Origin of the sequence: Priestia sp. Y58, from assembly GCF_029522095.1 — a bacterium.
Taxonomy (GTDB): Bacteria; Bacillota; Bacilli; order Bacillales; family Bacillaceae_H; genus Priestia; species Priestia megaterium_E.
Map to the genome: position 1 here is coordinate 112865 of NZ_JAKWFL010000008.1, position 20469 is coordinate 133333.

The 20469-nt window shown below is 35.0% G+C and carries 21 protein-coding genes; 9 read left to right on the plus strand and 12 right to left on the minus strand.

The features are described from left to right. Positions 1-184: 184 nt before the first annotated feature. Both MMB68_RS21740 and MMB68_RS21745 read left to right on the plus strand, forming a co-directional pair. A complete protein-coding gene (locus tag MMB68_RS21740; protein ID WP_221782471.1) occupies positions 185-1615 on the plus strand; it encodes a PQQ-dependent sugar dehydrogenase in 1431 nt (476 codons plus the stop codon). A 329-nt stretch (positions 1616-1944) separates the two neighbouring features. Continuing rightward, a complete protein-coding gene (locus tag MMB68_RS21745) occupies positions 1945-2508 on the plus strand; it encodes a hypothetical protein (RefSeq protein WP_221782469.1) in 564 nt (187 codons plus the stop codon). Between the two features lie 19 nt (positions 2509-2527). On the opposite strand, the gene MMB68_RS21750 is transcribed toward MMB68_RS21745, so the two are convergent. Further along, entirely contained in the window at positions 2528-4123 is a 1596-nt protein-coding gene (locus tag MMB68_RS21750) for an acetolactate synthase large subunit (protein ID WP_221782467.1), read from the minus strand. Between the two features lie 334 nt (positions 4124-4457). After that, positions 4458-5252: a DUF2935 domain-containing protein gene (locus MMB68_RS21755; RefSeq protein WP_221782466.1), complete on the minus strand. Its 795-nt coding sequence runs from the start codon at positions 5250-5252 to the stop codon at positions 4458-4460. Positions 5253-5831: 579 nt separating this feature from the next. Between MMB68_RS21755 and MMB68_RS21760 the strand changes: the two genes are divergently transcribed. The 3 genes from MMB68_RS21760 (at position 5832) to MMB68_RS21770 (ending at position 8445) form a co-directional block, all read left to right on the plus strand. Then, a complete protein-coding gene (locus tag MMB68_RS21760; RefSeq protein ID WP_221782464.1) occupies positions 5832-6476 on the plus strand; it encodes a glycosyltransferase in 645 nt (214 codons plus the stop codon). Between the two features lie 736 nt (positions 6477-7212). Then, entirely contained in the window at positions 7213-7413 is a 201-nt protein-coding gene (locus tag MMB68_RS21765; RefSeq protein WP_013056409.1) for a cold-shock protein, read from the plus strand. Positions 7414-8298: 885 nt separating this feature from the next. Beyond that, positions 8299-8445: a BH0509 family protein gene (locus MMB68_RS21770; protein WP_221782462.1), complete on the plus strand. Its 147-nt coding sequence runs from the start codon at positions 8299-8301 to the stop codon at positions 8443-8445. A gap of 298 nt (positions 8446-8743) precedes the next feature. Here MMB68_RS21770 and MMB68_RS21775 read toward each other — a convergent pair whose 3' ends face one another. Further along, positions 8744-9637: a LysR family transcriptional regulator gene (locus MMB68_RS21775; RefSeq protein WP_221782460.1), complete on the minus strand. Its 894-nt coding sequence runs from the start codon at positions 9635-9637 to the stop codon at positions 8744-8746. A 184-nt stretch (positions 9638-9821) separates the two neighbouring features. On the opposite strand from MMB68_RS21775, the gene MMB68_RS21780 reads away from it, so the two are divergent. Beyond that, positions 9822-10160, plus strand: coding sequence for a DMT family transporter (locus MMB68_RS21780; protein WP_013056402.1), 339 nt, complete (start codon positions 9822-9824; stop codon positions 10158-10160). Beyond that, on the plus strand, positions 10160-10471 hold the full coding sequence (locus MMB68_RS21785) for a DMT family transporter (protein WP_221782458.1): 312 nt from the start codon (positions 10160-10162) through the stop codon (positions 10469-10471). Before MMB68_RS21780 ends, MMB68_RS21785 begins: the two co-directional genes overlap by 1 nt. 185 nt (positions 10472-10656) lie before the next feature. Here MMB68_RS21785 and MMB68_RS21790 read toward each other — a convergent pair whose 3' ends face one another. Next, on the minus strand, positions 10657-11451 hold the full coding sequence (locus MMB68_RS21790) for a hypothetical protein (protein ID WP_221782456.1): 795 nt from the start codon (positions 11449-11451) through the stop codon (positions 10657-10659). A gap of 214 nt (positions 11452-11665) precedes the next feature. Between MMB68_RS21790 and MMB68_RS21795 the strand changes: the two genes are divergently transcribed. Then, positions 11666-12163: a DinB family protein gene (locus MMB68_RS21795; protein ID WP_153252600.1), complete on the plus strand. Its 498-nt coding sequence runs from the start codon at positions 11666-11668 to the stop codon at positions 12161-12163. A gap of 257 nt (positions 12164-12420) precedes the next feature. Here MMB68_RS21795 and MMB68_RS21800 read toward each other — a convergent pair whose 3' ends face one another. From MMB68_RS21800 to MMB68_RS21825, 6 genes are all read right to left on the minus strand, one after another. Beyond that, positions 12421-13314 (minus strand): ROK family protein, encoded by an 894-nt coding sequence (locus tag MMB68_RS21800; protein WP_221782454.1) that lies wholly within the window; start codon positions 13312-13314, stop codon positions 12421-12423. A 112-nt stretch (positions 13315-13426) separates the two neighbouring features. After that, positions 13427-14755 carry a PTS sugar transporter subunit IIC gene (locus tag MMB68_RS21805; RefSeq protein ID WP_098333466.1) on the minus strand — a complete coding sequence of 443 codons (1329 nt, stop codon included), beginning with the start codon at positions 14753-14755 and terminating at the stop codon, positions 13427-13429. A 12-nt stretch (positions 14756-14767) separates the two neighbouring features. Then, complete coding sequence (locus MMB68_RS21810; RefSeq protein ID WP_221782452.1) at positions 14768-16174, minus strand: GH1 family beta-glucosidase; 1407 nt, start codon at positions 16172-16174, stop codon at positions 14768-14770. Between the two features lie 14 nt (positions 16175-16188). Continuing rightward, the gene (locus MMB68_RS21815; protein WP_098333468.1) at positions 16189-16497 is read right to left on the minus strand and encodes a PTS sugar transporter subunit IIB; all 309 of its coding nucleotides are present in this window, start codon (positions 16495-16497) and stop codon (positions 16189-16191) included. Position 16498: 1 nt separating this feature from the next. Beyond that, positions 16499-16840 (minus strand): PTS lactose/cellobiose transporter subunit IIA, encoded by a 342-nt coding sequence (locus MMB68_RS21820; protein ID WP_014460688.1) that lies wholly within the window; start codon positions 16838-16840, stop codon positions 16499-16501. Positions 16841-16980: 140 nt separating this feature from the next. Beyond that, complete coding sequence (locus tag MMB68_RS21825) at positions 16981-17694, minus strand: GntR family transcriptional regulator (protein WP_221782450.1); 714 nt, start codon at positions 17692-17694, stop codon at positions 16981-16983. Positions 17695-18242: 548 nt separating this feature from the next. Between MMB68_RS21825 and MMB68_RS21830 the strand changes: the two genes are divergently transcribed. Continuing rightward, positions 18243-18455: a hypothetical protein gene (locus MMB68_RS21830; RefSeq protein WP_047751259.1), complete on the plus strand. Its 213-nt coding sequence runs from the start codon at positions 18243-18245 to the stop codon at positions 18453-18455. Between the two features lie 357 nt (positions 18456-18812). On the opposite strand, the gene MMB68_RS21835 is transcribed toward MMB68_RS21830, so the two are convergent. Continuing rightward, the gene (locus MMB68_RS21835; RefSeq protein WP_264409083.1) at positions 18813-19199 is read right to left on the minus strand and encodes an STAS domain-containing protein; all 387 of its coding nucleotides are present in this window, start codon (positions 19197-19199) and stop codon (positions 18813-18815) included. Positions 19200-19945: 746 nt separating this feature from the next. Further along, positions 19946-20272, minus strand: coding sequence for a YflT domain-containing protein (locus MMB68_RS21840; RefSeq protein WP_221782448.1), 327 nt, complete (start codon positions 20270-20272; stop codon positions 19946-19948). Positions 20273-20469 lie beyond the last annotated feature (197 nt).

Consider the following 20469-nt stretch of genomic DNA (forward strand, 5'->3'; position numbering starts at 1 on the left):
AATCGTTAGTGCTAAGAGAAGAAAATTGCAAACTTAATCAGGAATAAATAAGTTTTATGAAAGAAGCTTCTCGATTAGGTCTCTCAATTAAATTGCCGCACTTTATAAAATAGTATTGATACTAATAGAACAGTTTCAATCATATTCTTATAAGAGAAAACATTAAAAAGGAGTGTCAAGTTAGTTGATAAAAGCTAAGGTTAGTTTACGGCCTATTATTAGTAAGATAAATTTACCTACCGTTTTGAAAACAGCTATACTTCCGGGTGACTCATTTGAAAGCTTATTTATTGCAACCCAAGTAGGAGAGATCTTTTATATAAGAGACGGCGCTATACGGACTTTTTTAGATATTCGCTCACAAATCATAAAATTGGGTACGTCTGAACCAGGTGTTTCTCGTGGGGGATATGATGAACGAGGATTGCTGGGGCTAGCGTTTCATCCAGAATTTTATTATAACGGTCTGTTTTATCTTCATTACTCAGTAGCTGGAACACAAGGACCAGGTGCACTTTCTGAACATTTTAAGCCTAACCCGTGTGATCCTAAAACTTCAAACCTAAAGTGGATAAATAGAGAAACTAAATATGATCATATTGATACAGTGGAAGAATGGATTTTCCAGCCAAATGGGCAACCTCAAAAAAGACGGACGTTACTTAACTTAAGAAGACCATTTTTTAATCATAATGGTGTTAACAGCTTAAACTTTTCACCTGAAACTGGAAAACTTATCTTAACAATCGGAGATGGCGGATCAGGATATGACCCCTTTAATTTAAGTCAGGATGATATGGAGATTTACGGAAAAATAATTGAAATTGATGTAAGTAAGAATACATTCATCCATAATCCACCCGCAGTCACACGCTTTAACGAACTCCCCTCACCTATTCAGGAAACCCTTACGCTCATTGCCAAAGGAGTTCGCAACATAACGGGCATTTCATTTCAAAGATTTTATAATCAGTATATCAAATATGTGGGAAATGTTGGACAAGATGTGGTAGAGTCGATTTTTTCATTCGTTCATTATAAACCAATACCTGTTCCTCAACTTATTCAGGCTTCTTTAATGAGAGCTAAACTCAGCCAAGAAGGGTTTATTAACCTTGGCTGGCGGGGATGGGAAGGAACTTTCCCTACTTCGTTTATAAGGAGGTGTTCTGAAAATCCGGCCTTGGATGAGAAAATAATTGCTTATTACGATGAAGCAGTAAAAACTTCAGCGAGACGTCTTCAGCCTTTAACTAGTTATTTTCATAAAGATTCCCGTCTCGGTAAATTTTGGGGAACCTCCCTTACTGGAGTTCAGCCATATATGGGAAATAAAATCCCTAGCTTAACAGGAAGCGTTATGTTTACCGACATTGCCCAGGTTAAAGAATCTCAGTCTCCAGTTAGAGGAGTTTTAGCTTATACCAAGGCAAGTACAGATTGTAAGCTAAATGATTTTAGTATTGTGGAAATTGATTATAATTTTGGTTCTCAATCAGCTTACTACGTTAGTTTGGGAACGAACCTGGATCAAACCAGGCTTTATTTAGGAGTTTATGGCTCTATGAAAGTGTCTGACTTTAATCAAGGTACTGTTTTTGAAATTGTTCCATGATTTACATTTATAAAATTCGACTGGACATTGATTTTCTCCCAAAAATTATAGCTTAATTTTTTCAGCAGCTATTTTATAGTAATGAGCAAATGAACTTTCTAGAAAATAAGAAAGCCTTTAATCAATAAAGCCCATAAAAGATTCATTTTATGGGCTAAAATACCATACCTTTAGAAAGTACGACCTATGTCTGTAAAAGTAAATGCGACTTATTAGTGCTCCCTCTTAATTTCTTTATATATTACATGTAAGAGTTGATATATGGGGCAGTGGTCTAAATCGACCTTTACCCCCTTATAATGTAAAAACAGTTAACCGAGGTGAAATTCATGTACTTTTTAAAGTCTCTTTCAAATGAAGTAAAATCTACGCAGCTTCTTTTTAATAGACTATCTAAAACTAAGCAGCTTGTATCAGGCGCTCTTTTCGCCAGCTTAGCAGCCTTTTTTCAATCAGCAGGAGGTTTCTTACCAGGAATAGGAGTTTTCATTAGTCCATTATCTACTGCACCCATTCTTTTTTGTTTTATACTTTCGCTCCCTCTAGGGTTTCTTACCTATATACTAACAAATCTGCTTCTTCTGATTATCCAGCCAAGTGAACTTATTATTTTTCCTTTTACAACAGGAATATTGGGAGTGGGCATAGGAGCAGCTTTTTACTTTTTTAAAAAGAGATTGTACATTATTATAAGTGGGGCCACCTCATTAACTGTTGGGATTATTACTTTATTGTACGGTTTCAAATTCCCAGTACTAGGTCCTGTGATTTCCAATAATTTTTCTCTTTCTACTACTGGTTTAATTTTTGTATTTACTTTCCTTTATAGTTGGATTTGGGTTGAGCTCAGCTTAGCTTATTTAAAAAAATTAAAAACATTTATTTTCTTTTAAAATAATGGAGAAATCGCAATTAGCTTTTTAGAAGAACGTCAATTAGGACAATCTCATCTGAATTTTTTAGGGCTCTTTTTATTATATTTTCAAATTCGACTAAACTATTTGCCCGTTCTCCTTTAATTCCAAAGCTAGTTGCGAATTGGACAAAATTTGGGTTTGTAAAAGTTACTCCATAGCTCTTACCAAACTTTTTGTTCATCATTTCCTGCTCTATTTTTAATGTAGAGTCGTTTAAGACAATAATGATGAATGAAAGCCCTAAGCGCTTTGCCGTCTCTATTTCAGCAAAATTCATTAAAGCTCCTCCATCTCCAGTAATACAAATAACTGGATCATTAGGGCAGGCTAGTTTAGCCCCAATTGAGCCTGGTAAAGCAATACCCATGGAAGCTAGACCATTTGATATAATGAACTTGTTAGCGTTTTTGGGTTGATAAGTTCGAGCTATAGATACTTTATGAGCTCCCACATCTGAAATCACAATTGTTTCCTCTGAAGAGAGCTTGTCAATACTATGCAAGATATTCTCGATTGTCAAAGGCAGTAAATTACTATCTATCTTTTTCTCTTCAATGTGATAGGATTGCTTAATTTGCTCCTGGAGATTGCCAGAGGGAGTCCACGGTTTAGAAGGGATATCCAGCTGATTGAATACTCGTAAAGTCTGCTTTATATCTCCAACCAATTCCACTTCTACAGGATAATATTCATCTATTTCTGCCGTTAAAGTATCTATATGTAAAATTGGTGTTTTTTCGATGTTCCATTCTTTGGGTAACTTTTCGACAAAATCAAACCCAATTACAATAAGCAGATCAGCTTCTTTTAAGCCTGCGAGCACTTCATCTTTTTCATTAAATCCAAACGTAAAGAAATTTTGTGGATGATCTTTAGATAACACACCTTTAGCCATATAACTATGGGTAACCGGTGATTGAAGGTGTTCAATAAATAGTTGAAGCTCATCCACGGCTTCCTGTCTAACAACGCCGTTACCGATAATAACAAAAGGTCTCTCATACTGCTTAATAAGAGTATTGGCAGCCTGAATTGACTCCATGATAGGTATACTTACGGGTATAGATGTAGGTGAAATAGGTTTAATGGGAACGATTTGAGTTGCTAAGTCTTCTGGCAATTCTACTACTACGGGTCCTGGCTTTTCCATCTGTGCAATTTTAAATGCTTTTCGAATAATCTCAGAAAGCGTTTGTGAATCTTTTATTTGAACACACCACTTCGTTGCCGGTTCTACCATTTTAATAATGTCCATATATTGATGTGACTCTTTATGTTGTCTCCCCAAAGCAGCCTGTCCCGTTAATGCTACAACAGGAGAGTGGTCTAGCTTTGCACTAGATATACCCGTCAATAAATTAGTAGCTCCAGGGCCTAATGTAGACAAACATACCCCTACTTTGTTTGTTAACCTTCCGTATACATCTGCCATAAAAGCAGCTCCTTGCTCATGCCGCACATTCACGAATTGAATCTGTTTAGAGTTGGATAAAGAATCAATAAAATCCAATGTTTCTTTACCAGGTATTCCGAAAATATATTCAACTCCCTCATTTTCTAAACACTGAACAAGTGTGTCCGTCACTTTCATATTGTTCGACCTCTCTCTAGATAGTATTCTAACAAGCTTATGTGAAAGAAATAGCTCATTAATTCTTATCTCGTTTTTTCTAGTTTTGACTAACCGAAATCGTAAATATATGGAATGAAATCATACTCACTAACTATTGTTTCTAGTGTAACCATTAGGTTCTTATATTAAATACATTTTTTAGATAATATATAAATAATTGGCTGAGTAAAAAATTGTAATAAAAGAACGCTTCAATGATCGTTTCTTTGTTAATTAACAAAAAAAGGCCCCCTTAAAAGTGAAGCCTTTTAAATTAAGTCATTAAGATTTGTAAAAAGGAAGCATCAATGTATTATTTTTGTGTTTGAAGACTCTTTTCAAACATATCGATAATATGAAGGAACCTTTCAGCCTCTCGAAAAACATGATCAGCTAAAAGAGGATGAATAATACTTTTAATTTTACATTCCTCAATTAAATCTCTCGCTGTTTTTTTAAAGTCTCTAAGGGAAGCCACTGAAACACGATTCTGATCAAGAAATTGATCCAAAAGAGGTACCGTTTGAGATTGAGGCTTCATAGACTCTAAATCTCTTGCTTGAAAAACTAATTGATCAAAATCATGACTGAAATTTCTCGCCATATCTACAAGTTTTCTTTCTGATGGATCAAGAAGATGGCCTATAAACTGGGCATGATCAGCCATAATTCTTAAAAAGAAGACATTTTCCTTTATAATGGCATCAGCGAGTGGCTTCAATTTCCCTTCGTTTAATTCAATTAATCGTTTTCTAAAATAGTTGGCTTCTCTACTAGTATGATCAACCAAAAGAGGAAAGTTATTTGAGCCCGGCAGTTGACAGGTTAAGATTAAACCTAAAATTTTTCTCTTAAAAGCAAATATACCTGTGGCGGCTCGTTGGACTTCTGAATTAAATCTTTTCATTTGCTCCGGATCTGTTTGATTCGTAAATGAATGAGACCGCTGTTCAATATCTTCAAACAAACGATAAAATTGATTCGCTTCCTGAATTAATTGTGTATCCTCACCTCTAAAACCTAATCGAAGAAACAATGAGTGTTCCTTCATAATCCTTGACCAAAAACGAATTTCATCTAAGGATTGTGCAACAAATGCATTAGTCATTATTAATCCTCCTATAATTGTAAATTAGTTTCATTCTAAGTTATTCTGCTTTATGTCTGGACATGCTTAGGCTCACATAAAAAGCTCAAGTCTTTTCAGAATTGAGCTTTTTCGATGTATTCTTATATCTAAAAATTGGTTTTACTATATTTTTGAGGAATGGAATAAAAGATTTTGATTTCAGCCTTTTTATCACAAAAAGAACAGGTACATGTAGAGTAGTGAATCTTCTTTACATGGGGGATTTTAAGACCAATAAGTCCCTCCTTCACATGCTGATTACGTACTATTAGCATATGCTTCACATTTTTTACCTCTTTTTCTTCTAGAGTTTTATATAAGCATATGAGACGAGTAATAATATTTATGAATGTATAAATACAAGAGCCTAAAATTTCGAATTCTCTACTATCACCTTATAGAAAGGTATCTTCTGTAACCCTTCATCCGCGTGAGCTGATTGGTAGCATGACAATACTCTATAAAGAATTATTATTAGAAAATAACGTTTTAAGGAATGTGAAAAATCCCATATACAAATAATAAGACGGATCATTTAAATTGGAAGGAGCAGTTTTTATGAAAAGATTATTATGGATAGGATTTACGTTGTTATTTTCGCTAAACATGCTGGTTGAACCAAGTAGTGCTCGTGCTGAAACACAAGAACATCGTGTTAGTCAATCTCAGGTAACGTTTGAAAATGAATTCAGAAGACTTTGGATGGATCATGTACTGTGGACAAGCAATTATATTACAAGTGCAACAACAGCAGGATCAGAAGACCAAAAACAGGTGTTGACAAGGTTATTAAAAAATCAAGAAGATATCGGTAATGCTGTGAAACCAATATACGGAGAGCACGCTGGGAACAAACTTACGGCTTTGCTCAAGGAACATATTGTGATTGCTGGCAAGATTGTAGATGCAGCTAAAACGGGAAAGAAAGCCTTGGTGAATCAATTAAACAAAGAATGGTATCGAAATGCTGATGATATAGCAGCGTTCCTTAGCCAGGCTAACCCTTATTTAAAAAATGAAGACTTAAAAAAATTACTGTATATGCATCTAAAATTAGTGACAAATGATTTATCTGCAAGCTTAGAAAAAGATTGGGAAGCAAGAATCGTTGCAATTGATGAAGGAGTATCACATATTATCTTAATGGCAGATACTATATCTGCGGGAGTTGTGAAGCAGTTTCCAAAGAAATTCAATAAATAATTTTAACAATATCCAGTATTATTTGAAATTTCTTCATAAAACACTGTACCTGTAAGGGCTCTTTTGCTTGATGACTCTAAGAAACCTTATGCTCACTAAACAGGTACACGTAGATATTCTGCATAAAGCGTTATAACCAAAGGTTTATTAAATTTAAACACTGGGTATTATCAAATCAAGACGATGTGTTTAGAGTACCGCCCGTGCATAGGGTGTGTCCTTTTCTATTCTATAAAAAATGGCGCCTCCAACGGCGTCATTTTTTATGTGTAAATAAGTTTACGGATGGTAGTGCGAAGGTTGTATTTATATGAAAATGACATATAGATTCCTATCTAACAGAATCTATTTTTACGCCACTGTTCAAAAAATTTTTGAGTGAACTTCCCTTTCTTTTTGAACAGACCGCTCCCATTGTGCTTTCTCATCTAATTTAGGTTCATATTTATGAATACAGTGCCCTTAATGATCGTGTGAACATTGGCTAATACTCGACGTCTATCATTTCCGTGTGTAAAAGATCACTTATAAATATGTTGAAGTTTTTGCACGAGAATCCCGTTATGATGTACATAGGCATACACTTATTACCTTTTAGTGGCATGAGTAGTGATAAAGAAAGTTAGAAAGATCACATTAATTTAAGTTTAAGATGTCTCTATTGGGATAATATAATAAATAAGCTAGATTTAATGATAATCTGGTTTATTTTCTATATTCTAGGAGGCAACAAAAAATGGAACACGGTAAAGTGAAATGGTTTAATGCTGACAAAGGTTTTGGATTTATTGAGCGTGAAGGTGGAGAAGATGTATTTGTTCACTTCTCAGCTATTCAAGGTGAAGGCTTTAAATCCTTGGATGAAGGTCAAGAAGTGACTTTTGATATCGAACAGGGGCAACGTGGACCACAAGCGACAAACGTAAATAAAGCATAAGAAACCATACTAAAAAAGCAGACTCTATTTTCAGAGTCTGTTTTTACTTAAAAAGATTTTTATATCAACACTTATTCATCAATAATTATAGTTCATGTTTTTTACATAATGACTTTTTAAAATTGTCACTAATTCATTCGATACTCTTCTATTTACTATTTCTCCATCACTAAATATTTTCTCACTCATAGCTCTTATCCTTTTTTGCACCTCTGTAGATTGCTTACAAAATAGTAAGCGTATTAAGAAATCTGCTGTTTTTGTGTATATAAAATTTTTCATAAAATTGATATCTTGGGCATAATACAGGATAGATACTTGGTAGAGGGGCGATTGTTTGAGACTGAAGGATGGAAACTTTTATACAGATAATAGAACCAATAAGGTATACAGATTAAATGAAGATAACAAGGGAAGCTGGTACCTGAGTACGCGTGATGATGAAGATCATCATCAAATGTCAAGAACTTCGGGGCGTAACATGATGAAATTGTTAAAGAGTTTTTATAACAAAGTGAACGACAGTTGAAAATTAACCGCTCTGCAAAACAGCATAAAAAATATAAAGCTAGCTTAACACAGCTAGCTTTGTTTCTAATTTATAGAATTAGCTATCATGATGTTTTTTAGGGATTAAGCAACGATACTAACAAAAAATTTTTAGCCTGGCCCTTGGCAATGACCTATTATTTAATTTCGATTGCAGAAGCCTTGTTGTCCCAATCCGACGCCATAATACCATTTCTATATTGTTTTTTGAAAAATCATCTATAATTGATATTGTTTTAATCTCATATTGAGATATATAATAAAAACAAGAACAAAAGAAAACGCTTTCTAAATTTAAATACATCGTTATTTCTCAAACTATAAGGAGGATTTAAAATGAGCCAAGTGGAAAGAAATTCTAAAGTGCAGAAATTAGTTGAGTATCAAAAATTCAATGAAGAAGAAGTTTTAAAAATGACAGATCCGCAGGTTGAATATTATCACTGGCTCTATTTTGATGATTCCGCTTATGATTATATGTAACTCAACTATAAAATAAGAAAAAAGCACAAAAACGTTTGGTTCCAACGGGTTTGTGCTTTTTTCGTTTCTTTAATTATAAGATTACTCGTTTTCAATACCATTTCCTGTGACAACAAAGTGCGGGCTGTCTTCCTTTCGGTTGAAAAGTCTCCAGAACTCACTATATTCATCGTCTTCTGAAGTATCCGGAAACACCTCTAATAAATAACCTTGAGATAAAAAGATCTTTAGCCCTCCTACTTCGTCCGATTCAACTCTTTCTACAATCGTGTGTTCGTTTATATCTTCTATAATCGATTTAATTCGTTCTCTGATTTTTCCCTTCTCTCACTTCGCTGATTGTCTTTATAAATTCACGCTCAGTTACGCCTAGATAAGAGTCAGAGCGTCGAATGTACACAATCCTGAGGTTTCTGTAAGGCTCAGGTATTGAAAAGAGCTGTACTAACCCTTCCCTCTCATATCTCTCCGCTAATGACCGGGCTATAAGTGTCACACCAAGACCAGAAACTACTGTCCCCATAATCGTTTCAAGTGTAGCAAATTCCATAATTTTTGGGGATACGATCTGTTCTTCTTTTAACCACTGCTGTAGCCTTTCTCTATATTGACAGCCTTCATTAAATAAAATGAATGGTAAATGCAGTAACTCTTTGGCAGACTGAATCTGTTTCTTCCTGTTCTCATTTGCACTGCATACAAGTACAATTTCTTCATCAAAAGCTGGAATTTGATCAAGCGTTGACACATTTACTGGTTCTGCTACAAATGCCCCGTCTAACTGGAACTTAAGAACTTTCTCTATTAATTGTGCACTTACTCCTGATACTAAAGAAATATCCACATTTTTGTGCTTATTATGATAGGAAGAAATGATTTCAGGAAACCCTACTACCGTTTCAACTAATCCAATACATAATGATCCAACAAGGTTACGCTCATCTTGAAACGCTTTCTCTATTTCATCTATCAGCCGCATCATTTGTTCTCCATATGTTAAAAGTTTTCGACCTTCTACATTTAATGTCATTCCTCGTCTGTGACGATGAAACAATGGGTGTCCAATTTTTCGTTCAAGAGACCGAATACGTGCTGTTACATTTGGTTGGACATAGCCTAGCTTATCAGCGGCAAGGCTTACACTGCCGTATTCTGCTACAGCCATAAATATGCGTATATCTTCTACTTCCATAAACATCCTCCTTTCCACTTGCATTCATTTAGGTATTAATAATAGTGATATCTATAATCATTTATCATTATTTTACAAGATATCAAGCTCTAGATAAAATAATGACATCCGAGTGCTACTGCAATTATTTAGTAGCAATTACGTAAAGTTCTTAAAATAAGGTGACTGAAAGGAGGAAATCTGATTGTTTTATTTACTATTGTTTCTTGCCATCATCTTGGAGGTAATCGCAGTATTTTTTCTTAATCTTACAAATGGATTCACAAACTTTGTTCCGACTGTTTTCGCCATACTATTTTATTGTTCTTCAATTGCTGCTTATATGCTACTTAACGCCAAAGGTGAAGTAGGAGTAGCAAGTGCTTTGTATGCAGGAGGAGCAACTGTACTTGTTGTTGTCACAGGTATTATCTTTTTTGATGAAACTATTTCTTTATCTAAAATTTTAGGAGTTTCTCTTATTATAATCGGTGCAGTTTCTCTTAACATTAAAGGGAGCTCTAAAGAAAGAAGGACAGCGTAATGGGATACGTATTTTTAACGATGGGCTTAGTTTTAGGCATTGCAGGGCAAATGTGTGTAAAACTATCTAAAGGCTTTGGACAAACTGTTCCCACGATAGGCGCATTTCTACTCTTCATTGCTTGTATTTATTTTATTTCTCTAACGACGCACTATTTTGAAATGGGAATTGTTTTTGCTATATGGGCAGGGCTGACGATTGTTAGTACAACGCTGTTAGGTATTTATATATTTAAGGAATCAAAAAACAAAAGAAAGATTATCTCGGTTACTCTTATTATTACAGGTGTTATTATACTGAAAGCTTTCTAATAAAAATAAGATAAATAAGGCCCTTACTTAACTTATAAGTAAGGGCACCAATGCAACTCGGTTCATCTCTTCTTCTAATTCATGTATTCGTTTTGATAATAAACTTTTCAATTTCACAGCTTCTGCTAGAGAAATTTTAGACATAGATCAAAGCTCCTTTATTCATAAACTTAATTTTCACTATTTTATTGTTGTAATACCTTCTCATAATAAGGAGGTGTTGTGCCACTTCCTCCATACCCTGAGACACTGCTGCGATCTACTTTATAAGACATTACATAGCGTCCTTTTCGTTTCCCGTTGGTCCAGTTTTCTTCAAAGGTCACAAGGTATAACTCTTTATTTAATTTTTTAGCACGAGTGCTTCTTTGAACGTGATATCCCTCAAACGTTCCTTTCCACGTTCCCGCTTTATCAGGAAATAGATCAATATCCGTTCCTTCACCACTTGTCGTAAACTCTATGGCATCTTCTTTGGTAAATGGCGGAAGACTAGGTGATATCGCTTCTAATATACTCCAACTGAGAAGTAAAAGAACAAGAGGTATAATTAGTAATACTTTTGTACTTTTTTCCCTGTCAATTCTTCTTTCTACCCACCAATCTATACATGCATATAACACAGCAGCTGCCATTCCGTAATAAGCCAAATATGTATCTTGAAAGAACAAACCGTTAATTAAACCAAATATGCCGTGGAAGAAGACAAATAGCCACCTCATGTTGGGAAGCCATTTCTTTCGAATAGCGTCCAGTATAACTGAGACAAAATTCCCGTAAACAGCAATGACTGCACCTATATAAAAAAGATACACAAGGAACCATCCTGCCATGTCGTTTCCGATATGATACGACAGTTCTTCTTCATCAGTGAGCTGTAGAACTAGACCCGTTATTGCCAAGAGGTAAGCTAAAATAAAGCTTGTAGAAAGAGTTGTTATCGTTTTTCTCAAAATCACATAATCTTTTTCACTTTCCATAAAGGGTACCTTTTTCTACTTATTTCTATATATTTTATATTAAACCATATTTCATCATATAAAGGTGACTTACAAACAAAAAATTGTGATTGAGACTATTTATTTTAGTGGCTTTGTTATAGTAAATCGTTAATCACAAAAGTACATATATTAAACTAATTTGTGTTAGACTGTTACAAGCTTAATACTTTGAAAAAGAAAGGCCGGAAAAAACATGACACAAACGAATACAGCATTTCGTGATGCGCTTATCAAATCACTGCGAGGTGAAAGAGGTCATCTTCCAACGATTAACGCAATAACTGATATTAATATGGAGCTTGCTTCACATAAACAAAAGGAATTACCTTATTCTATTTATCAATTAGTGAAGCATATGAGCTATTGGCAAGACTTTTTACTTGCTCTTGCTAAAGGAGAAAACCCTGAAAGACCGAAAAGTGTAAGTGAAAGCTGGCCTGAACACCCTGCTCCGGTTGATGAAGAAGAATGGAAAAAGACAATCCAGCATTTTTGTGATGGAATTGACGAAGCTTGTCACTTAGCGGATACATTAGCAATCGAAGAACCTCTGGATGCTTGGCCAAGTGAAACCCCAGGGGGATTATTGCGTAATATTGCTTCTCACAACAGCTATCATCTAGGTGAAATTGTCATTATGAGAAGGTTAAATGGAGCATGGCCACCGCCAACAGGAGGCTTTCCTGCTTAATAAAACAGCGCTTAAGCCATAATAGTTGGCAGAAAAGAAGCCCTAAACAGCGTTCACTGAACACTGTTTAGGGCTTTACTGTCGTTATGTACTATTTCTTTAACTTATTATTTGATTCTCTTGATTGTAGATGACAATTTCATAAGAATCACTCTTAGATTCCTTATTAAGGCGCAAAGCTTTTCATGATGGTCTGTACATGTCCTAGCTTTTTATAATAAATTTATTATAAAAATATATAGCTCTACTATTTAGTATTAAATTAACTCCAACGTTTTTTGAGACGCAATATGATGGTAAACTGCACCAATCATACCTGATTGATTTCCAAAACTAGTAGACCTGATAACAGCAGAGAATGCTGGATCAATTTCTAAGATTCTCTGTTTTAATTCGTTTATGAATGTTTTTCTTGAGGTAATCCCTCCCCCAATATAAAAAGTAGGAGGAGCAAACACATAATATAAGTTTAAGATGTTCATTGCCAATCCACTATATAAGTCACTAACCAGAAGTGATGCCACTTCTTCCCCTTGGTCGTAAGCTTCAAAAATTTGTTCACCTGAGACATGTTGAAAAGGTATGTTCATACACGTTGCATATTTTTCACGAATGACTGCTAGCGTAGATGTTTTGTTAAATTTATGATTTTCTGCAATATCACTCGTAACGTGTTCACTGAACATATGTCCAAACTCACCAGACCGGTTACGTCTCCCTCTATAAAGAGCGTCGTTCAAATAAATTGCGCCTCCAATTCCTGTTCCAATAGTTAGACAAAGAAAGTCAGTCTCTTCTTTTGCACTTCCTTTCCATTTTTCTGCTAGAGCTACACAATTCGCATCGTTTTCTGCACTTATTGCCAAATCAGGAAATCGTTCTTTAAAGTATTCAAAGATATTGAACCCATTAAAATCTTCAATAGCACCGCCCATTTCAATAAAACCTGTATTAGGATTAATAAAACCAGGTATGCTTAGAGCTAGCCCTACTACATCAGAATCCATTTGGCTTTCAATTTGAGTAAGAATAGTCTGCCCTTTCCTGTTGACTAGAGGTATTTTTACGGATTCAACAAGATCACCGGAAAGAGAAAATTTACCCATTTTTAAATCGGTACCACCAATATCACAAGCTAATACAAATTTCATTGTATATCCTACTTTCTTATTTAAAATATTGACTATAACTTCATTATAAGCGCATAAATAAAGAATTACCCCCTATAAAATTATACCGGGGGTAATTCTTTATTTAGTTGTTTCAAGCAATATTACTTTCTGATTGTTTTTTTGCTTCAAGCTCTTCGTTGTAAGAAATACGATCTTGCATTCTAACGAAAGGAAGATAAATCATCACTGACATTGCAATGGTTACTATTTGCAATAAAGCCCCTCTCCAGCCGCCAATCAAGAAGCCAGAAACAACCGGCGGTGTGGTCCAAGGAACCTGAAGTGCATTGAAAGGCTCTACCCATCCCCAAATGATAGAGAAGTAGACCATAAATGATGCGATTGCAGGAACAACAATAAAAGGAACAAACATTATTGGGTTAAATACAATTGGCATACCAAAAATGATGGGCTCGTTTATATTGAATAAGCCAGGAGCTAAAGATAATCGACCGAGCTGCTTTAAGTGCGATGACCGGGCCACTATAAGGGCTGCAATAATAAAACCAATGGTAATACCTGATCCTCCCAGTTTCGTAAATACATCCAAGAATTGAATAGTTACAACTTTAGCATTTTCTCCTACAACAAGCTCTTTACCAGAATCCAATATAGCTTGGTTTTGTAAAGCATTAGCTGTTAGGAGCGGTCCCATTACTCCCATAATAATGGCAGCACCATGAATTCCACACCACCAAAGAAGTGACATTAAGACCATGATAAGAACTGCACCGGTAAGCGTGTCTGTCAAATTTTGTACGGGTACTTGCAGCAGTTTATAAACAATTTCAGTAAATGTCTTATTTGCAAAAGCTTGGCATAATCCAAAGACAATGGCAGCTACTGTAATAATGGCAAACCCAGGAATTAGTGCAGAGAACGAGTTCGCAACGCCTGGCGGAACACCTTCTGGCATTTTAATACGAATATCACGCTTAATAAACTGTGAATACACAAAGCCAACAAATAAACCAACTACAATCGAGGCTAGTACACCCTGCCCGCCGGTCCAAACTTTGGGAATAACACCTGTGACGGTTTCTCCGCTTTTTGTCAAGACAGAGGCCTGAGTGATAATAAGGAAGGCAACTACACCTAAAATACCAGCTGGCGTACCTTCAATTTTTTCGTTCCGGACGTATGAATAAGCAATTCCAAACACACCAATAAGAGCCAGAATATCAAATGTAGAACCGACAACCTGGGTAAGTGGAAGGTTCCACTGTTCTCCAAAGAATTTCACCATAGTCTCTTCCCAGCCTGGAATCGGGGCAGCGAGAATTAGTAGAAAGAGAGAGCCGATAATTGTCATCGGCATTGTTAAAATAAACCCATCCTTAATTGCAAGTGTTGGTTTTGCATTTGCAAATCGAAGGAAGAACGGGGTGAACTTTTCAAATACACTTTCTAAGCGACCCATAGGGGTACCTCCTTAAAGTTCTTCTGCACGTGTAGCGATAATGTCCTTGTACCAAAAGAATGACTGCTTTCGTTTTCTTGCAAGATTATTTTTGTGATCGACGTAAATAAACCCGTATTGTTTTTTATAACCATTTAACCAGCTAAGCAAATCAATGACAGACCATGCAAAGTACCCTGAGACGTTAATTCCTTCCATGACAGCTTTTTTGACAGCGCTTAAATGATTTTCAATATAGTCGATTCGAGGTTGATCATGAATCTCTTCACCCACGATAGGATCTTCATCTCCTAAACCGTTTTCCGTGATATACATTTTGATGTCTCCGTAGCGTTCTTTAAGCATACGCATCCCTTCTAGAAAGGCGTCAGGAGCAATTTCCCATCCCCATTTAGTATATACTTTTTCTTCCATCATGACTGTTTTGTATACACCGTCAAATGAAGGATTTCCAGGTTTACCTGTTGAGTTCTCACGTCCACCAGACAATACGAGCGCTGAATCGTTTTTCATTACGCGCTGTGGGCAGTAATAGTTTAAACCGATGAAATCATTCATAGGTGCCGTTCTATGAAGCAAATCCAGTTCTTCTTCTGTCATTTGCGGGAGTAGCCCTTTAGCTTCGAGCTCTTTTATTACATATTGTGGATAAGATCCTTTCAAAATTGGATCATAATACCAATGTGTCGAATAGGCATTCGCATGTCTTTCTGCAAATTTGTTCTCTTCGTCCTCATCAATGCTAAACGCCGGGTTAAAAACATGAGTAATGCCAATTTCACCCTCATAGCTTGACTGTTTAAAAAGTTCAACTGCACGGGCATGAGCCACAAACACATTATGTGTCGCCTGAAAGTATGCTTTCGCATCCCCTTCAATTCCTGGTGGGTGAGCACCGGTTAAATAGCCTAACGAACAAAAAATAACGGTTTCGTTAAAGGTAATCCAATTCCGTACTCGATCGCCGAATGCTCTGAAACAAACATCGGCGAATTCGACAAATGCATCTGCTGTTTTAGGGTTTAGCCAGCCGCCTTCTTCTTCAAGCGTTTGAGGAAGATCCCAGTGATACAATGTGACGAACGGAATAATTCCATGTGTTAAACATTCATTAATGACATTATTATAGAATTCCAATCCTTTTTTATTTACCTCACCTGTACCGTTGGGGAGAATACGTGTCCAGGCAATGGAGAACCGATAGGATTCCAGCCCCATCTCCGCCATAAGTGCGATGTCTTCTTTATATCGGTGGTAGTGATCAATAGCCACATCACCGTTTGTTCCTTCAAATGTTTTACCGGGAATCTTTGAGAAGACGTCCCAGTTTGAAACTCCTTTACCATCCTCGTTCCATGCACCTTCTACTTGGTAGGAAGCTGAAGCAGCACCGAACAAAAAATCTTTTGGCATTTTCAAATCATTCACCTCGTTTATTTATTCGCTAATTTAATTGCGTGTTCAAGTACTTTTGCACCATTCATCATGCCGTAATCCACTGTGTTAATGACATCAATTGCGACACCTTTTGGCTCACAAACAGATTTTCCTTTGTTCAACAAATACTTCACCTGAGGACCTAATAAAGCAACATCGATATCATCAACATACTTTTCCATCTCCGATTCAGGATAAGCTGCAATCTCAGCTTCTACACCACGCTCACCGGCAAACGCTTTCATTTTCTCCACTAACATACTTGTAGACATACCTGCTGCACAGAATAATCCAATCTTCACCATATCAATTCATCCCTTTCAATAAGTTAATTTCTTTTTGCATGGTCATCATATGATCCAATAGCTCTTTTACTAAAATCGTGTTCATTAAATGGTCTTGGGCATGCACCATCAATACACCAACCCGTGCCGATTTTCCTTGGGCCTCTAGTGTGACAAATTTTGTTTGAATAGCATGTGCTTCGTTTAAAATTGAATTCGCTTTTGCTACTTCTGCTTCTGCCTCTTCTACTTTATTTTCTCTGAGCAGATGTAAAGCAGCGTGATAGCTCGCTTTAGCATCACCTGAAAATGCAATTAATCCAAAGATATCTTCAGAGCTAATCTCAATCGATTCTTCAACCATATATGTACACCCTTTCATAAGTACAAATTTAATTTGTTGGTACAAATTTTATAAATTTATAATAACTCACTCAGATTCATATGTAAACTATTTTTTTTATTTTCAGACAAAAAAAAAGAGCCCTGAGCTCTCTTTGCACCTTAACTTCCCTTCATATTTGATACTTTTAGCAATTTTACATGTTTGAAGTGATGCACTGACTGTGAATAATCAAAAATAGCACCGTTTATTAAATAAACCGTATTATCTACCACCAAAGCCGGATCGTTCTCTTTTAATCCCAATAAACCAGCTTGCTCAGACATGAGATAATCGGCACGAATAACACGATCTGCAAAGCCAATTGCTAGTTGCTGGTCATTGCGTAAATATGTATAAATAGATTTTTTTACAATATTTTCATCAAGATATTTAACAAGATTTTTGTTAAAATATGAAGTTTCAATTGAAAATGGATCTCCATCAACATATCTTAGCCTTTTCACATAATAAATAGGTGATCCAATCTTGCATCCCATATTTTGAGCTAGTTCCTCGTCCGCAGTAATTACTTTAAAATCTAGGAGCTTGTTTTCTACAAGACGGTCACTAAAGTCATTGGTAACTCCTTGTAGCTTTTCAAGGTTAACGTATCCACTGTTATGATGATTACGAATAAATGCACCGCTGCCCTGAACTTGATATACATATCCTTTATTTACGAGAATTTCAATTGCTTTTCGTACTGTATTACGGCTCACCTGATACTTTGCTGCATATTCATCTTCAGTCAAAAGTTTGTTTGTTTTTTGATAAACATGCTCAGTAATATCAGATTCAATTTGGCCAGCTACTTGCAGGTATTTTGGAATCATTCCGTTTTACACCTCTCTATACAAACTAAAAAACTAGGGATTATTATAGCATAAAATACTGAAATCGTAATCATGACAGTAGTTAAAATGGATGATTACTATAAATGGGACAATAAACCAAGTATATTTTATCTAAGGTGTATTATTTATGTACATGCAAAACCGAATGGACATTAGTGGAGCAGTGTGACAGAAAAATCAAATAAAAATTACTGCGTTACATATTATGCGTTTTTTGGATTCCGTTACATGGAAGTAGAAGTTAGTTGAACCTGATATTTATAATAATACGGTAAAATCAAAACAAAGATCCCTTAGTTATACTTTTACGAACCCTCGATTTTAGAGAGAACGGTATCCGCTAATTAATTAAATGCGTAATCTTATTTTCCATCTATAAAGAACTATTTTTAAATTCACATCATACTGTCTGTTCTCGGCAGGTATTTTTCTATACGTACATATGTTACAATAGAGAAAGAACATAAATTAAAATTATATGGTCTCTTTGTACCCTGGGTTTCCTTATAATGGAAAGAGGTACTTTTATGAATATACTTGAAATAAAAAAAACGCTTTATACTCTTATTCAGTATGAGGATAGCGCTATTACTCATACCATTCCTGAAGTACTGGAATTGTCGTATTGTAAAACATCTAAGATTTTTCAAATCACTACACTTACGGATCAAAAAACCTTAAATTATAACGATTATGATATAGATAACGCTTCTGAAGCTTTATACAAGATCTTAAACTGAAGAAAGCAATTCAATGATTCTTCTATCTTTTATTTAACAAACGTGCAATTGCACAATATATTATTTTAAACAAAAGAAACTCCTAATATATGTTCAGGAGTTTCTTTTGTTTTTCTAATGTATACAGGATACAAATCTAATTTTAAAAAACCACCTAAAAATATTTAAAATAGTACGAAACCGTAAAGATGATGCCACTATTCCTTTAATTAAATAATTAAAAAATTCCTCTAAAAGGTTCAGCACCACCTAAAGATTTATATGATATGTATCTTTAAAATTGTAAAAGTTGCTTTGATTATTTTCATTTTACAGCTTATTTACTAGAAGTAATTCCTAAAAAATGAAGTGCGTTTTTTACAGTAGCCATTGTCGGGTAGAATCTAAATTAATACCTAGTTGTACAGCAGAGCGAGATAATTCTGGTCTTAATCCTGTTAAGATGCATTGCACTCCAAGTAGTGACATAACGCTATTAATTTTAAAAAGATGCTCCGTTACAATTGAATTCAATGTATAAATACCGGAAAAATCTATAATTGAACAATTTATATTTTGCGTCTGCACTTTTACTGGAACAGCCATTAAAAGTTGATTTGCTCTTTCCTCATCTATGGCTTCTACTAAGGGAAGTACAGCGATTCCCTCTAAAAGAGGAACAAGGGTTGTAGACAATTCATTTATTTGCTTTATTATTTCTTTTTGTCTTGTTTCACTCTCTTTTTTTACCGTAATATCTCTCACATAGGTTTGGATTACTTTTTTATCTCCCAGCAGCAAGGGATGACAATATAATTCAACTTCAAATTTATCAAGGGGTCAATTGCTTGTTTAAAATCTTAAAAAACGATAATAAAGTTTCTGTTGAAGTTATAAATAAGAAATAGTAAGAAAATAAAAGATTAAAAGGTCGTTTGTTCTTTACAGAATACAAACAAAAACGGCCCTTGGAAATGAATTCAAGGGCCCTCTCTGCATTTATTTAGATCATACCTTCTCACCGGTTAAATATGGTGTAAGGCTGTATCAGGAACAATAGGTGAAAATAATTTACTTTGACTTCAAACTGGAATTCTTTTTGATGACGAAATATATTAATTTTTCTTTTAGATCATTTACAGAGTTTTATCTTTTCCTCTTTTGCCCTTTACCCTATTCTCATTTGAATGAATCGTTTGATCTCTATTTCTTTTTCTTCTACTAAGAAAATAGATAATAAAACCTACTAAAACTAATAAAGTAATTAGAAGGATACTTGTAGGAAAGTATAACGTCCCTATGTGGATACCAAAAAATTGAATCATTACCCTTTCACCTCCATATGAGAGTAGTAAACGACTCTAGTAATATACTTTTCGTTCAGTATCTTTCCTATTCATAAACCCTTCGTACAGAAGAACAAATATTATATATAAGGCAACATGCTAATATGATTTACTAATAGTTCTCGATCAGTTAGTTTCTTCGAAAGTTATTGCAAGAAAAAACCATTACATATCTTTTTTTGCAATAATGATTATACGTTCCTGTTTCATTTCACCGACACAGTGTTTAGCTTCTTCTTGGGTTAAACCTAACGAGGCCATTTTAGAATGAAGTTCATCTTCACGAGAAAATAACTTATTAACTGCAGATTCAAAAACTCCTTGTTCAAAAGCTCGATATTCTTTTGTATTTGTTGTATTTGTTAAATATTCCGAGCGCTCTTTATTATAGGTCAATAAATAAATTTCGTTTTTACTAAACCCGTTGGCAAAAAACTCTTCAATAAACTTATTTGCCTGACCACTATTTTCTGCTACTTTAATTTCCTTCACTATTTTCTCCTCCTCTATCCCCATAGAATATGTCGTTCTACTAATAGGTGTATCCTTCAGCAGCCAATTAAAACCAATTTATTCGGATATGGGATAAAAGACTATAAAATATCATCTAAATATTGTATAAAATGGGGGTAAATTATCTACTTCTAAGAGAATAAAATATAGACTTCTTCTCCTTTGTAGAAATATCA

Coding starts and splice junctions, on each gene's coding strand:
- MMB68_RS21800 (WP_221782454.1), bottom strand. CDS start 13,314: ATGAAATTTGTATTAGCTTGTGATATTGGTGGTACCGATTTAAAAATG.
- MMB68_RS21765 (WP_013056409.1), top strand. CDS start 7,213: ATGGAACACGGTAAAGTGAAATGGTTTAATGCTGACAAAGGTTTTGGA.
- MMB68_RS21760 (WP_221782464.1), top strand. CDS start 5,832: ATGAAAAGATTATTATGGATAGGATTTACGTTGTTATTTTCGCTAAAC.
- MMB68_RS21820 (WP_014460688.1), bottom strand. CDS start 16,840: ATGGTTGAAGAATCGATTGAGATTAGCTCTGAAGATATCTTTGGATTA.
- MMB68_RS21815 (WP_098333468.1), bottom strand. CDS start 16,497: ATGGTGAAGATTGGATTATTCTGTGCAGCAGGTATGTCTACAAGTATG.
- MMB68_RS21795 (WP_153252600.1), top strand. CDS start 11,666: ATGACACAAACGAATACAGCATTTCGTGATGCGCTTATCAAATCACTG.
- MMB68_RS21770 (WP_221782462.1), top strand. CDS start 8,299: ATGAGCCAAGTGGAAAGAAATTCTAAAGTGCAGAAATTAGTTGAGTAT.
- MMB68_RS21775 (WP_221782460.1), bottom strand. CDS start 9,637: ATGGAAGTAGAAGATATACGCATATTTATGGCTGTAGCAGAATACGGC.
- MMB68_RS21745 (WP_221782469.1), top strand. CDS start 1,945: ATGTACTTTTTAAAGTCTCTTTCAAATGAAGTAAAATCTACGCAGCTT.
- MMB68_RS21805 (WP_098333466.1), bottom strand. CDS start 14,755: ATGGGTCGCTTAGAAAGTGTATTTGAAAAGTTCACCCCGTTCTTCCTT.
- MMB68_RS21830 (WP_047751259.1), top strand. CDS start 18,243: ATGAATATACTTGAAATAAAAAAAACGCTTTATACTCTTATTCAGTAT.
- MMB68_RS21755 (WP_221782466.1), bottom strand. CDS start 5,252: ATGACTAATGCATTTGTTGCACAATCCTTAGATGAAATTCGTTTTTGG.
- MMB68_RS21825 (WP_221782450.1), bottom strand. CDS start 17,694: ATGATTCCAAAATACCTGCAAGTAGCTGGCCAAATTGAATCTGATATT.
- MMB68_RS21790 (WP_221782456.1), bottom strand. CDS start 11,451: ATGGAAAGTGAAAAAGATTATGTGATTTTGAGAAAAACGATAACAACT.
- MMB68_RS21785 (WP_221782458.1), top strand. CDS start 10,160: ATGGGATACGTATTTTTAACGATGGGCTTAGTTTTAGGCATTGCAGGG.
- MMB68_RS21750 (WP_221782467.1), bottom strand. CDS start 4,123: ATGAAAGTGACGGACACACTTGTTCAGTGTTTAGAAAATGAGGGAGTT.